General features: G+C 57.4%; 9 protein-coding genes. 2 read left to right on the plus strand and 7 right to left on the minus strand.

The window, feature by feature from the left end:
* Positions 1-64: 64 nt before the first annotated feature.
* The 4 genes from VFO29_03450 to VFO29_03465 form a co-directional block, all read right to left on the minus strand.
* Positions 65-2,701, minus strand: coding sequence for a DEAD/DEAH box helicase family protein (locus VFO29_03450; protein ID HET9392570.1), 2,637 nt, complete (start codon positions 2,699-2,701; stop codon positions 65-67).
* Positions 2,702-2,736: 35 nt separating this feature from the next.
* Positions 2,737-4,368 carry a site-specific DNA-methyltransferase gene (locus VFO29_03455; GenBank protein HET9392571.1) on the minus strand — a complete coding sequence of 544 codons (1,632 nt, stop codon included), beginning with the start codon at positions 4,366-4,368 and terminating at the stop codon, positions 2,737-2,739.
* 8 nt (positions 4,369-4,376) lie between these two features.
* Entirely contained in the window at positions 4,377-6,698 is a 2,322-nt protein-coding gene (locus tag VFO29_03460; GenBank protein ID HET9392572.1) for an AAA family ATPase, read from the minus strand.
* Between the two features lie 178 nt (positions 6,699-6,876).
* Positions 6,877-9,738 carry an SNF2-related protein gene (locus tag VFO29_03465; GenBank protein ID HET9392573.1) on the minus strand — a complete coding sequence of 954 codons (2,862 nt, stop codon included), beginning with the start codon at positions 9,736-9,738 and terminating at the stop codon, positions 6,877-6,879.
* A gap of 169 nt (positions 9,739-9,907) precedes the next feature.
* Between VFO29_03465 and VFO29_03470 the strand changes: the two genes are divergently transcribed.
* Positions 9,908-11,620: a hypothetical protein gene (locus tag VFO29_03470; protein ID HET9392574.1), complete on the plus strand. Its 1,713-nt coding sequence runs from the start codon at positions 9,908-9,910 to the stop codon at positions 11,618-11,620.
* On the opposite strand, the gene VFO29_03475 is transcribed toward VFO29_03470, so the two are convergent.
* Positions 11,617-12,069 carry a PaaI family thioesterase gene (locus VFO29_03475; protein ID HET9392575.1) on the minus strand — a complete coding sequence of 151 codons (453 nt, stop codon included), beginning with the start codon at positions 12,067-12,069 and terminating at the stop codon, positions 11,617-11,619. The two genes, VFO29_03470 and VFO29_03475, sit on opposite strands and share 4 nt — an antisense overlap.
* Positions 12,070-12,135: 66 nt before the next feature.
* Here VFO29_03475 and msrB point away from each other — a divergent pair, with 66 nt between their 5' ends.
* Positions 12,136-12,546, plus strand: coding sequence for a peptide-methionine (R)-S-oxide reductase MsrB (msrB, locus tag VFO29_03480; protein ID HET9392576.1), 411 nt, complete (start codon positions 12,136-12,138; stop codon positions 12,544-12,546).
* Between the two features lie 62 nt (positions 12,547-12,608).
* On the opposite strand, the gene VFO29_03485 is transcribed toward msrB, so the two are convergent.
* Together VFO29_03485 and VFO29_03490 are read right to left on the minus strand one after the other, a co-directional pair.
* Positions 12,609-12,983, minus strand: a complete 375-nt coding sequence (locus VFO29_03485; protein ID HET9392577.1) for a VOC family protein — start codon at positions 12,981-12,983, stop codon at positions 12,609-12,611.
* Positions 12,983-14,818, minus strand: coding sequence for a PDZ domain-containing protein (locus VFO29_03490; GenBank protein HET9392578.1), 1,836 nt, complete (start codon positions 14,816-14,818; stop codon positions 12,983-12,985). The genes VFO29_03485 and VFO29_03490 overlap by 1 nt, the downstream gene beginning before the upstream one ends.
* Positions 14,819-14,966 lie beyond the last annotated feature (148 nt).

The raw sequence follows: 14,966 nt of genomic DNA on the forward strand, positions 1-14,966 counted from the left end.
AAGGCTGCGGCTCAGAACACACCTTTTTTGCGGGCGTGGGGGTCGCTTCAACGCGCGCGCTAGATTAGGACCCGTACTGCTTTAGCAGAAACTCGATGGTCACGTTCCCTGCGATGGCATCGTGAGGAATGAGCGCATAGTGCCAAGGCTTGCCTCCATAAGTCCTTGCATGGTCGCTCGCCCAGCCACACCACTGGATGGCTACATCGCGTTTCGCCAGCACATCCTTCTCGAGCATCTGCGTCGCCATTTTTACTTCCAGCATGACGATGCCGTCATCCATTTCGGCAACGAAGTCAGGTTGATACTCAAGTTGGTCGTGACCGCTACGGTAGTACATCTGAAATTGGCCCTTTGCAGGTCTAAGCCATTTTAGCGCTTCCCGTTCAAGGATCACCGCTAACTTTCGTTCAGCTTCCGAGTGAAACTTGACGACGGACGTCAAGCACCTAGTGAAGCCACCAAACAGATAGCGCGGCATGTTGCTCTTGTCAGCAGGCGAGATACGATAGTCGAGCGGCGGTTCGTCGAGGCTTGTGAATGCGCTAACCTTCAACTCCGTAAACCCCTGCCGAACTTCGTGGTGATACTCAACGGTATCATCGAGCCAAAAGTGATCCAACATCTGTGCATGCACCGCACGCGCAATGTCGTGCTGATAAAGAGAGAGCACGTTCCTGGCATCCTCCTCGGACAGGTAAGCCCTAAGGTGGTGGACGACTTGAGCTCCGAGGTCGTAGAGGAGATCGGCAGTCTCATCATAGGCGACGTCGGGGAAGTCGATCAGCCCGCTTACGACGTAGTCTTCAAGCCTTTTCTCAACCACAATGCCAGGCACGAGCCCGATAACGTCGACGCGATCAGTGCGTAGATGCTTGGCCCACAACTCCTGGCTCGGCGCGGGATAGCGCATTCCCGAAAGGTCGAGCCTAAAGGGACGAAAACCGGCCTTCACCTCACCTTTGGGTGCGACGACGATGCGCGGAATATCGATTGTCCGCTCGACGACAATTTTTGTTGCCGCTGCGATCACGGAAGCGAAATCGGACGCAGACCTTCCGATTCCTGTCAATTCCAGCGGCGGTTGATAGAGCCGCTGCACCTCTTTGACGACCCGCGACTGTACCTCGGGTTTTATAAGGTATGAAACGCTGGGAACTTCTGCCGGAGACCGTGATAGTCTCTGCATTACCCCGTAGGCGAGCTGCGCGACTTTCTGGTCTTCAGGATTGACAAATGCTACGGTGGCGGGACCGCCTTCCCTTGACACCAGTGGTGCCGCAGCGCACCGAATGCCCAGTCCGGTAAGCACTGTCGGGGCCGCCAAAACGGTCGTGGTCTTACGAGACAGATCGGCTTCGTCGAGGATGAGCTGCTTCAGGCGAATTGGGGACTGCGGATCGTTTGCTTCATCCACGATCTCCTGAAAGCGGTCATGAGCGACAATATTTAGGCGATCAACGGCCGTAGCGCCCGTCCGCCTGCCATACGGCAAGCGAAGCCCGCGCCCTATGCTCTGCTCGATCAGCGTACGGGCGTTAGCTGCGCGCAGAGGCACGATTGTGTAGAGGTTAGTGACGTCCCAGCCTTCCTTCAGCATATTGACGTGGATAACGATCTCGACCGGATTATCGCTATGTTCGACCGTCAGCAGCTTCTGGACAGTCTCCTCTTCCTTTACGCTGGAATCGACCTGGATTACCTTATCGGCGTAGCGCCCCTCGAAGAATGCGTCTGACTTGATTAGTTTTATCAATTCGCCAGCGTGTGTTGTATCGCGAGCGATCACCAACACGAACGGCTTGACGATCCGTTCGTCATTTTCACGAGCATAGGTCTCAAGATCGACCTTCACGCTCTCATGCAGGCGGATGCCGTCTTCCAGTTTCATCGTCTGGATCGCCTCTGGCGATTTGCCCGCAGGGTTGAAGTTCTTGCGCGTGACGACAGCGGGCTCTTTGACGAAGTGATCCTCCATCGCTCGAGCAAGCGGATAGTCGAAGATGACGTTCCTGAACGCAACCGGCCCGCGCGAGCTTTCGATGAAGGGCGTTGCGGTTAGCTCCAGTCCCAGGAGCGGCTTCAACTCATTGATCGCTCGCATTCCAGCCGTCGCACGATAACGGTGCGACTCATCCATGAGCAACACAAGGTCGGGCAATCCAGCAAGATAATCAAAATAACTTTCGCCGATCTCTTCTCGAAACGAACGAATACGCGGTGAGCGTCCACCGCGAACTTCCGAGGAGATTTTCGCAATGTTGAAGATATTGATCGTCGTCGGAAAGAGCTGACCGCCCGACGCTATCCGGCGCTCAAAGGTCTCGCCAGTGGTGACCACTGGTGGCGAAACGGCGAACTCCGAGATCCCCTTGAACACATACTTCGGAGTGTTGGGAGTAAAGTCGGTGATCAGTTTATTGTAGATTGTGAGATTCGGCGCAAGAACGAAGAAATTATTGATGCCGTGCGCAATCCGGAGATAGGAAATGAACGCCCCCATCAGGCGCGTCTTGCCCACGCCCGTTGCAAGCGCGAAGCAGAGCGACGGAAACTCTCGCTCGAAATCCGTGACGCTCGGAAACTCGCTGCTGATCGTCGCCAAGGCCCTAACCAGATCGACGTCCTTCGACAGCGGCACGATCTCGGCCACGCGATCGAGGATTTCGAGGCTTTCGCGCTGCGGCCAACGCAAGCTCATGCGTCCGGCTATCGCGTTTACGTATCGAAGATTGCTCATGTGTCCTCGTCGTCGAACAGTCCCGCCTGTTTCGGCCGCGTTATCTTCGGCTTAGACATCGGCAGGTTAGCGACGTTGAGGCTGTAGTCATCATGGCCCCACTCGCACCGACTGCGAATATGGTTCGGGATCTTGCGCACCGTCAGGTTAGGCCATTCATCGAGGTTGCCACGGAAGGCCGAGCACAGAACCAGCAGCGACCTGCCCTCTCCGACCTCGTCGCTCAATGCCGCCAATTCATTTTGCGCCAAAGTCTGAGTCGTGACATAGAGGAAGTCTGTCTCCGAGGAACGGCCGTGCTGCCAATAGACATCGGGGCTGGGATCGTAACTAAATCCTTCCAGTTTGCACAGTGCCTGCGCCAGCATCTCGGCGTTATAGCGACTAGAGATGACCTCGCGTCCCCACTTGTCCTTTTGCAAGAGGGACGGCGCGAGCTCACAATATCGGAAGCCGCCGCCACCGTTCCAGCTGACGAGCTCCGAAATCCCGCCCCTATCGACTCCGTCAATAACCTTCTTGAGCCGTGGGATTACGTAGCTGTGGCAATGTTCTCCGACTTCAACCATCAACCAGCGTCGGCCCATTTTGTGGGCGACTGCTCCGGTCGTTCCCGAACCGGCGAATGAGTCTAGGACGATATCGCCCGGATCGGTTGTCACGTCCAATATCTTTTTTATGAGCCTTTCGGGCTTGGGTGTTCCAAACAGTTCCGATACGGGGCGCTCTGGAAACAGTTTTTTTAGTTCGTATTTTGCCTGGCGATTGTGGCCCGTTTCTTCCAGGGTTGCCCAAAGCGTTGATGGCGGGAGGCCTGGCAAATCCGCAAGGTAGGTTCTCCTTCTAATACCAGTTCCGTCAGGTGTAAAACGTATCTCTCCCGTGCCAATCTTTTCCAGCAGTGTTTCCTTGGACCAGCGCCACCCATTTGGCGGTGGCTTGATGACATTGCCGTTCGGCGCCACCAGGTCAAATGTAAGGTTAACACGCGGGTGAGGGCTGTTTACCGGATTGCCATCGAACCATGGCCCACGCGGATCGTTGTCTCGGTTCTTAAAGTGCGTTCGCTTTGCCCCGTCGTTGAGCCGATTAGGCCGCCAATCTCCCGACTTCGAATATACTAGAATGTAATTGTGGTCCAGGGAGAATGTTTTTACGTCGTTATTGCTATTATCCGTGGAGCGCCATACAATACACGCTTGGAAGCAGGCGCGACCGAATATCTCGTCGCACAGCACCTTAAGGTAATGCGCCTCATTATCGTCGATCGTGATCCACATGGACCCCTCATCGCTCAACAGATTCCTAATAAGGTCAAGGCGGTCCCGCATCAAAGAAAGCCATACCGAGTGCTCTAAGCCATCGTCATAATGTTCAAAGGCGCTGCCTGTGTTATAGGGCGGGTCGATGAAGACGCATCGTACTTTACCCGCGAAGTCCTGCTCTAAGGCCTTCAGCCCGAGGAGGTTGTCACCGTGTATGAGGACATTGTCGAAAATGTCCCTATCACTCGTGCGCGCGGCGGCATGATAGCTTCTGGCCGCATCTTCGATGAGGATACGCGGCTCCAGCCGAGGCCGATTTTCCTTGCCAACCCAGGTCAGCTCAAGTCTTTGTTTTTTTGCCACCTACTGCCTTAGCTTGGCTTCTTGAGGGGATGGAGGCGGCGGCTGTCGCCATTGTTGCGCCAGAAACTCCCAGAGTTATCATTAGTGGGCCAACCATGGTCCGGGTGAGAAAGCGCGTCCACTAACTGCACGACAAGTCTAGCGAAGCCAATCGCGTCTTGGTCGGGCAAATCGAATGAAATAGTCTTGAAGTGCGCGCCCACCGCGTTTCGCACCTGCGCGATGCTTGAGAGTTCATCCAGTATTGGTTTCAGTGGGATGTCTTTCGTGGCCGCTGCCTTAGAATCTGTTAAGCCATCTCGTATTTCTACGTGCAGCGCCTCGCGCAGCTTCTTGTCGATCGCGTCGAGTAGCTCGCCAAGGGTGTACGGGTTACCGTATCGACGTGGAAGGCGGCATTCATAACGCAGTGTTAGGTAGTCCAGGGCGTATTCTAGGATCACGCCGGCTTTGCCACATATCGATTGCGTATCAGGAGGCGTTTGCGCAAGCAAACCTTTCAGCAGATCGATTTCTGGCAGACAGCCTACGAGACTTATTCCGTCGCTGATGCTCCACTGCGTCAACTCAACGAACTGGCAAGGCCGGCCGGGCTTCAGGGACCCCCAACGGAATCGTTCGCGCCAGGGGCGATAGTGCGTTGTAACCAGAGTGTGGCAAAACTTCTCGCTAACCTCGTAGACCATACCGACGACTCGTTCTACGTGGGGCTCATCCGCGCTGCCAAGCACGTCGTCCAGAATTAGCACGGTTTCGTCGGGCCGTTCCCGGGCAGCAAGCGCGAGGAACACGCACAAACCAAGCGTATCGAGATGTGACTGGCTGAAGTAGGCCTGCGGAGGAGCTTCCTTACCTAAAAACCTGGCTTCCAGCTCTATTGAAGCGCGCTTCTTCGGATCCAGAGGCAATGCGATCTTGTCCAGCCCTTCGCCGGGGTGAACCTGCTCGTAGAGTTTTCCGACCTCTTGCGCGATCTCGCCGATTATCTTGTTCGTAAAAACTTGTCGCTGCTCGATGCAGTGCTTGAGTGCCTCTTCCAGTTTTGGCACCAATGTAGCCAATTGCGCACGGGTTGAGAGGTTTTGCTCGTAGCGATCGTTCGCCGCCGATAAGCTCTGGACGAACTTCTTTTCGCCGCGCCATGATGATTCCACCGCTGGCCATGACTGAGCTGTTGTCTTGTTGTCCTCGAGCCACGTCGAAACCGATTGTGGCTCAGCACTAGGCGCATTAATGGGCAAGACAACGTCAGCTTTCCATGCGTGACTTCCTACAGCTCGTTGATAGGAACTTACGGCATCCACATAGTCGGAATTAAGTTGGGTCACCGCGGTTTGCGCAGCGGTCAAGGCTATTGCGCATTGCTGGCGTTTTCCGGTCGCCAATCGCAATACATCCAAATCGGCGAGTCGGGCGGCAAGTGCGTCTGCCAGCCCCGCTGCATTCTCTTGACTGCGACACAGAGGACATTCGACGACACCAGGGTGAGCATGTAAGTATTTACTGCCTGCTTCCAATAGCTCCAATGTATCAGCGGCGGTACCGGTAGCGGCTTTCGCTGCTGCCAGCAACGCTTTGTCTGCTCTGGCCAACGCTTCTGTGGCTTTCTCTAGCACCTTTTGGCGCGACTTGGCCTTTTCGGGGAAACTCGCAAGCGTGTCAAATGCGACTCGGAGCTTTCCGACGGCCGCGATATCACCGTCTAGATCGGTCATCGGTTCGGCGATTCTCTGCTTGGCCCACGTCACCGCGTTCAGTCCCGTTGGCTCCCCGGCTGCTTCATAGAAGCCTTGTAGCTCCTGAAGGCTCTGGCCCTCGGCTTGCGCGGCGGCAGTGCATTCCTCGCGGAGGCTCTTTGTTTGCTTGCTCAACGCCTCTTCTGATGTCTCGAAAGTCGCTATATCGATAAAACGTTTGATGGCATCGTAACGCTTCGCTGGCTCCGCCTTGATCAGGTCAAGCATTTGCTGGCGCCGCAGCAATTCGATCCTAGGGCGTAGTGCCACGGGCGATACGCTCACGTCCCTTCCGATCATCTTGCCGGAACACGTGCCGGAACTGCTCTCCAATGCCACTGACAAATCCGCGAGGGATTTTCCGGTCGTCGGCCAGTACTTTTCTAATCCCTGACCAAGGCCGTATCCTTCGAGTGATGATACGCGCTCGCGCGCGAGCAATTCAAAGGCATCGCAAATCGTGGTCTTTCCCGTGCCGTTCTCACCATAGATCAGTGTAAGCTTCCGTGCTTTCTCAAAGTGCAGCGTGAACGTTGTAGAGGATCCTCGAAAAGCCGTGATGATAAGTGACTTGAGCGGAGCAGCCGTGCTCATTCCGAGACCGCTTTTGCTTGAGCTAGGTCAATTTCGTGCTTCCAATCCTGGCCTCTCATGTCGCCGGCGGCAATCTTGGTGATCAGGGCGGCACGTTTGTCAGCTCGGAGTAACCCGGCTGCGATTAGGCGATCTACAACCTCGGCGGATAGAACTTCCGATGGCGATGAGTCAGCGGTCACTGCACCCTCCAGCGAATCGTGAACAGCTCTTGGCGATTGACGGTTTGCTCCAGCTTTCCTTCGATTTGCGCGATGAGCTCGGCACGCTGCGCGTCGATCTTGTCCTGCGCGTCGAATAGCGTGCGGCGCTTCATGGATCGTTCGGCTTCAAGCGCCTTGACGGATTTTTGTCCAACTAGCTTTTCCTCTAACGTTAAGGCAACCGTGGCCGCTCTTCGGGCTTCCTTCATCTGCCGGTCCAGATCTTTTAGTTCGCGCTCCAAACCGACCTTGAGATCATCCGCCCAACCATCCAGCTTGTCGGCCTCCATCTCGAAGAAGCGAGCATTCCGTTCGGATATGCCGCGGCGAATTCGATCTTGCTGGTCTGCCAGCTGCTCGACAAGTCGAAGTCTAACGGCATCGGGCACGGAGATCGGCGAGCCAATATGTGCGTCGATGGTGAGGAGACGACTAACGGTCTCTTCGTTTAGCGACGTGGTATCGTCACATTCACCAGCAGCCAACAAGTGGTCTTCGCTCTGCCCGAGAGCATCAATAGACAGGAGCACTACCACCATCCAGCCGGCTTTTCCGACTAAAGGTTCAACTACGCTGATACGCCCTTGGTGACTGGTATAGTCAAAATCAACCTCGCTGACTGGTAATTCACGCTTCAAAGCCCGATTGATAATAGCGCTGCCCAAGGGATTATTGAGGCGGAGGAGATGCGCTTCGCCTGATCGACGCGGTAACTCATAGAGACCAGTCGGTATCGACCGATCGCCAACCCATTCTGGCAGTGAGTCCAGGCGAAACGACGAGCTATTCGCGAAAAACGCTGACCCTGTCAGCTCATGCTCTGCGAGACGCATTAACTGACGCTCGAACTGTGCGAGATGCTGGCCCGTATCCTGATCGCGCAGTTTGAGCTTTTCGCGGACTTCGTCGTCGAAATTCTCCAAGAGTTTTCGACGGGCTAGGGTCATAGCTTCGCTGATCTCCGAACTCAACTCCAGTTGGAGGCTATCGAAAGCCGCCCGGATGTCGGCAGGCTGCCGGCACTGTTGGTAGATCTCTGCAATGCGCTTTTCGAAATCGACCCCGGATTCGATGACACCTAGCACCTCGTCGCTAGCCCCAAATACGCCTTCGAAGAGCTGGAATTTCTCGGAAAGAAGCTGGTAGACGCGCTGGTCGGCCTCATTCTTACGATTGAGGAAGTTCACGACGACGACATCGTGCTTCTGCCCGTAACGGTGGCAGCGGCCGATGCGCTGCTCGATACGCTGCGGATTCCACGGGAGGTCGTAATTGACAATCATTGAGCAAAACTGGAGGTTGATTCCCTCGGCGCCCGCCTCCGTCGCAATCATGATCTTTCCGCGATCTCGGAAATAATCGACAAGAGCCGAGCGCATGTCCGCCGTGCGTGATCCGGTAACACGATCTGAGCCGGCATGGCGACCAAGCCAATCTTGATAGATGGCCCGAGACTGCTCATCTGTGTTACTGCCGTTGAAGAGGACGATAGAATCTGCCCACGGGCTCTCCGCGAGCACGCGTAGTATGTATGATTGCGTGCGCCGCGACTCGGTAAAGATGATCGCTTTCTCCGCGGCGCCAAACTCGCGAGCCTTTGCGAAACCAATGTTTAGGGCGGTGAGCAACGCGCGCCCTTTTGCGTTTTGTTCAATGGAGGTCGCCAGAGCCGTGAACCCGCGTAACTCGGCAATTTCCGTTTCGAGGGCCTGCACGTCGGCTTCGCTTAGCGGCTCTGCGACGTCATCTTCCGTCCATTCTTCCTGCGTATCGTGGAGAGCCTCATAGTCTTCAACGACTGCGTCGCTCAGAGAACCCACGCGCCGGCCTTTATCAAGCCTCAGCTCCAAACGTTTGGAGATGGACGAAAGCGCCCCAGCGATCGCGAAGGATGACGACGCCAGAAGCTTGCGCAAGACCAGAGTCATGAGGGCACGCTGACCGGATGGCAAAGCCTGCAAATTATCGCGTTGCAGGTACGCAGTAACGAGGTTATAGAGCCGGTCCTCAGCCTCGTCCGGGCTGAATTCTTGCAGGATCGCCTGGCGTTTGGTGTACGGGACATAGGCCGTAACCTGCCGACGCAGAGTGCGGTGACAAATTGGCTTTAACCGTTGGCGCAAAATATCGAATGCTCGCTCTTGAGTGACACCGGAGAACTGTTCGCGAAAGCTGTTGATATCGCCGAAAGAATGCTCGTCGATGAAGCTAACGAGGCCGAACAATTCTAGTAGCGTATTTTGAAGCGGCGTCGCCGTCAGTAAGAGCTTGTTGCGCTCTGCGAGTGCTACCTTAAGGGTATTGGCGATAATGTTTGACGGCTTATAGACGTTGCGCAATCTGTGGGCCTCGTCCATAACTACCAAATCCCATGGCGTTGCAGCTACTTCCGCCGCTTTGCTGCGGGCGAACTGATAGGAGCAAATAACGACGCCATCGTGCGGCTGGAACGGACTTAGGTTCCCAGCCTTAATCGCAGCGTTAAAGGACCGCGCTTCAAGTATTGTACAAGGAATGAAAAATTTTTCGTTTAGTTCCTGAACCCACTGCTTACGAAGGTTCGCCGGCACGATGATCAGGATACGACGCCTGCCTTCAGCCCAGCGCTGAGAGATTACTAGTCCAGCCTCAATAGTTTTGCCTAGGCCCACCTCGTCGGCAAGCAGAGCCCCCTTGGACAGTGGTGACGCGAAAGCAAAAAGGGCCGCGTCGACCTGATGCGGGTTTACATCGACCTGCGCGCCCGCAACCGCCACGGCCAAGCGCTCGGCGCTGTCAGACGAGCGTCGTCGCGTGAGATTGTGTGCGATATACTTTGCTTGATGGTCGGTTATCATTTTGTAATTCTTTTTTGTAATAGAACGGTGGGATGCAAGTGGATAGATCGTTGTTAGATGTCGGGTTGCAAGACGAACTTGGTCTACTAGCTCATGGCCTTTCGCTGCGCTCGGGCGGGTCCGACAGGCCAGCCATGACAGTTTGAGCGCCGCATCGTAGTTAACCCCCATGGACCATTCGGCCCGGGTTAGATATGCGTTCGTCTTCCTGTTGGCAGTTGTCGCGGCGGCGCCGTGGGTGCCGGATTTGCGGCGCGACTTCGGCCATCCGTTGGGCAACCCTGGAATCTCGTTCGATTATAACGGCGTGATTATGAGCGCCGCGCCGTGGGCTGCCCGAGCCGGCGCAAAGGTTGGAACTCACATCGATCTTGCCGGCCAAACACCCGCTCAGCGCTACATCGGCATTTTTACGGAGACCGCGGATCCAGGAGTGACCGTGGCGATTCCGCTGACCTCCGGAACGCGGCACTACACGGCTCGGATAATTACTAGGCCGGAAACTCCAAACGTGCCGGTGATCGTCTTGCGGCAGCTCGCTGCGCTGCTCTTTCTGATCCTGGGCGCGTTTCTCGTCCTAAAGCGGCCGAACATCGCAACCTGGGCGTTCTTCATCTTTTCAATGAGCGGTGGCGCGCCGATCAACGATTTTATCCTGATGGGACCGAGCTGGTGGTCTCCCATAGCGCTGATCTGGACCAACCTCCTCACGTGGGTGCCGCCGTTCTTTGGCGCGATCTTCGCGCTGCATTTGCTTTACGATGGCCCGCTGCCGGTTTGGCGCCGGCGGCTGGAATGGGCAGCGTATGCGGTGATGCTGGCAACCGTCGCAAGCGGCGTCGCTGAAATTGTGCTTTTCATCTACTACGGCATCGATTGGGGCGCCGGACAGTTTATTGCGACCGCGCTCACATTGCTGGCGTACGTCAGTATACCGGCGATTCTGGTCGCGACCTACGCAGAAGGCGACCTCGCGACGCGCGAACGTTTGCGCTGGGTCATCTGGGCGTTTTCAATTGCCGCGGTGGCGGTGATCGCGGATTTGCTCGGCTCGCAAGGCAATCTGGGCGTGTACGAGACGACCTATCTCGAACATTCGCTGCTGACGCTCGCGTACACGCTGCTGCCTGCGGTGGCGGTGATCTACACGATCCTCAAGCACCGCATCATCGACGTGAATGTTGCGATCAGCCGCGCCGTCGTCTATACTGCGATTTCAGCGCTCGTCGTCGGCGTGTTTGCGATGGTCGATTTGTTTTTCTCGCGGGCGCTTTCGTCGGCGCGCATCGGGTTGATTGCGGACATGGGGCTGGCGTTGATCCTCGGATTTTCGTTTAACGCCTTCCACGCGCGGGTCGACAAGTTAATGGACTGGCTGTTCTTTCGCGCCCGGCATCGCGCCGAGGAGCACATCGCGACGGTCGCGTCGGCGATTCCCTACGCGCGCAGCGAGGAGCACGTCAACCGTCTGCTGATCGACGAGCCGGTGCGCGCGTTTGCTCTGGCCGAGGGCGTGTTAACGAGCGTCCAGCCCGACGGGAAGCTGCAATTCGTGCACAGCGCCGGCAGAGTTGATGAGGATGCGCCGACCGACGACGCCGAGTCGCTCATCGCGATTCTGAAAGCGCAGCGTAAGCCATGGCGGCTGACGGAACAGCACATGGCGCTGGCCGTGCCAATTTTTTCTGACGCCGAACTTGAGGCGATCGCATTTTACGCCCCGCACTTGAACGGTACCGACATCGATAGCGACGAGCTGGCGCTCATCGAACGCTGCGCCATCGCCGCGGGGGGCGCCTACGCGCGCTTCAAGGCCGCGGCCTTACGCCAGCGCGTCGCTGAGCTTGAGGCGGAACTGAAAGCGACGGTCCCGGCGACCTAACTCGTTCGGCGGCGCACGATCAGGCACGTGGACTGCGAGGTCGCGTAGAGCTTTCCGGCCGAGTCGAACAAACGCGCTTCAGCGATAACCATCGTCTTGCCGGCGTGCGGCACGGTTGCTTCCCAGCGAAGTTCCCCGGTATCGGACGAAATCGGACGCATGTACTTTACCGATAAGTCCGTCGTCGTTATCGCATTAGCCATATCATCGAGCATCGTTATCGAAACGTGCCCGAGCGCGAGGTCGAGCAGCGTGCTCGCGAACCCGCCGTGCACAATGCCGAACGGATTGTAGTGGCCGGCATTGGGCTTTCCGCTTCCGGTCAAACGGCCGCGAGCGATATCGTCGATCTTAAAATCGACGAACCTCCCAATGGGCGCATAGTTCTCGCCGTCGTCGCGGATCCGTTGAATAAACGTCATTCCGTCCATGATGCGATATTCAAGCAAAAAAGAAGGCGCCCCCGCGTGAGCGGGGACGCAACCCTCCGGGCCTTCGCTTTTGTCTTAAGCATCATGAACCACGACGTTAAGCCTGAAATCCAGAAGACGGAAGAAGAATGGCGGGCCGAGCTGGGGCCCGAGCGCTATCACATCTTGCGCGAAGCCGGCACGGAGCGGCCGTTCACCGGCAAGCTCTTAAACGTCGACGAGGAAGGCCTGTACACGTGCGGCGCCTGCGGCGCGCCGCTCTTCGCGTCCGATTCAAAATTCGAATCGCACTGCGGGTGGCCCAGCTTTACGAGTCCGGAGCAGCAGCAGAATGTGCGGCTGCTCGATGACGACACGCTCGGCATGCATCGCGTCGAAGTGCGCTGCAAGCGTTGCGATTCGCACCTAGGGCACGTGTTCGACGACGGCCCGGGTCCCGAGGGGACGCGCTACTGCATTAACTCGCTGTCGCTGGGATTTAAGCCAAAGGCGTAGCCCTCGACTGCGCTCGGGCGTGGTTCGACAGGCTCACCATGACACTGGTGTCACGATGACAATTAGTGTTCGGATACCGATAGCGTGTTGCCGTCGGGATCCTTGAACCACGCGACCTTGCCGTCGGGGCTCTCCCAAATGCCGAGCTCGTCTTGTTTCATCCAATCCATGCCGAGCTGCATGAAAACCACGCCGCGTTTGGTGAGCTCGGTGACGACGTCGCGAATGCCGGTCACTTCCCAGCCGACGATTGTCCGCTCCGCCGGCGGCGACGTCGCGCCCTTTTGCAACATGAGTTTATTCGCGCCGGCTTGGTAGCTCGCGACGTACTCGTTGTCGCCGATCAGCGGAAAGCCTAAAACTCCCTCGTAGAACGCGCGGGCCTTCTCGGCGTCGGCGGTTGGGATGAACCCATTCATCGGCATTTTGTCGAGCATTACGTCTCCCTTATTGGCTTTTGTTTGGTCAGGCGCGCCTTGAGCATCTCGACGAGCCGCTCGAGTGTGAGCGACCGGACGTGCTCGTACGCGACGGCGGCTTCCTTGGCGAGGTCTTCGAGCACCGCGCTTTCTTGCGCATCCAGGTCGTCGCCGGCGATGTGCGCGCCGTAGAGCGCCACCGCGAACGTGTGCGCGCGGTTCTTGATCGGCACGGCCAGCACCGGACGTGGTCCGTCCATCGAGGTTTCACCCGGAATGTCTTCCGGCAGGCGCACCGCCTTGCCCGAGGCGATCGCCGGTCCGATGAGATCGTGCTGTGGGTCGAGGACGGTCTCGGCGGTGCTCCACCCTTCGGGTGCGGTATGACGGCGATAGTGCGTTCCGTGATTGCGAAACACCGCGGCCAGCGTCAGCTTCAAACTTTCGGCCGGCGCGATCGTCAAGTCGCGCTCGATCTCCGCGCGCGTGGATCTTTCGATCAGCATCTCGCCGACTTCGTGCAAATATTCCTTGGCGCGTTCGAATGCGCGGTTAAACGTCCGTTCGAAAATGCCAACCACGAATTCGTAGGCCTTCGAGAACAGGACGGTGAGAATGAGCGCCAGTCCAGCGTAGACTTCATAACCGAGATGCCTCTCCTCAACGTAACCTTCGACGCGCAAGTGCACGAGCTCAATGATAATCAGCGCAACAACCGCGACCAGCAATGCCGCGGTGCCGCGCCGCAGCGGCAGCGAGACGTTGACGACGCGCCGGTCGCGCACGGCTTTGAAAATCGCAAGGCCTAAGAGTCCGTTGCCAAAATAAAGCAAGCCCAGCAGCCATTCGGGCGGGTACCAGTTGTTGAAGTACGGGCCCCACAAGTACTGTTGCCAGAGCGTCGTGGCTTCGTTGCTGTCGGCGAAGATGAACGCGGGCAGGCCGATAAGGCAGCCCCAAATCACCCAACGGATGCGTTGATACTCTTCGGGCTTCAGCGACCACCGGCGTACGACCAGGATGAAAATCACAAACAGGTCGACCGCATAGCCGGCTAAATAGCTCGCGCGCCCGATGCCTTCGGTTTGATTGCCGAGCGCGGTTGAGAAACTCACGAGCTGCATGCCGGCCAACACGATGACCAGCAGCGGCAGTGCGCGCTCGAGCCATTTCCAATGCGCCTCCGTGCGATTATTTGGAAAGCGCAGCGCAAAGAGGACGAAGCCGGCGTAGCCCAGCGCCTGCGCGATCGCTTGCAGCACTTCTTGCGTCAGAAGTAGGGCCGGCCACTGTTGCAGGTACGCGTAGTACGCGAAATACGGTCCTGAGTTAAACCACATCGCGTACAAGAACAAGCCCCAGGTCATGAGCTGGGGCGCGCGCCAGACCAACGTGGCGGCCAGCAAAATGAAGCCGATGCCCGCGGCCCAGTCCAATATGATGACGGCGCGGTCCAGCAGCGACAGCGGGTCGGCCACCGACCGCAGATGCACCGTCTTCGCGGGCAGCAGGTGCCCGTTTTTTAGCGGCTTGACCCAGAGCGTGAAGTCGCGGCCCGGCAAGACGTACTGCAAACCGCCCATGCCGCCGAAGACCGCCAGCAGGTTCGCGCAGCGCGTCTCGCGGTCGGGCAGCGCGCTATTGCAGCGCATGCCCTGCAAATCGATGCGATCGCCGGGCTGAAGGCCCGCCTTTGAGGCGGGCGGCCCATCGACGCTGGAGATCTCGCCGTTATTGTCGGCCGAGAATCCCAGCGTCCCCAAGTCGTGAAAAGTGCGCGTGATATCGGGGCCGACCACTAAGGTCGCCCAACACGCCAGCACCACCACCAGAACGCGGCTCCAACGTACCAACCCCGCGTCCTTCGACGCGATCTCTGGAATGCGGTTTTCCAAGGCAGCCTAGCGGCCGATAACCCCTTGGCCGTGCACCTGCCCGGCTCGTCACGCCGTCGGCGGCTCCCGCTTTGTTCAATTATGGTCTCCTTAGACGGAGCCGGGA

The organism is Candidatus Rubrimentiphilum sp. (assembly GCA_035710515.1).
Taxonomy (GTDB): domain Bacteria; phylum Vulcanimicrobiota; class Vulcanimicrobiia; order Vulcanimicrobiales; family Vulcanimicrobiaceae; genus Rubrimentiphilum.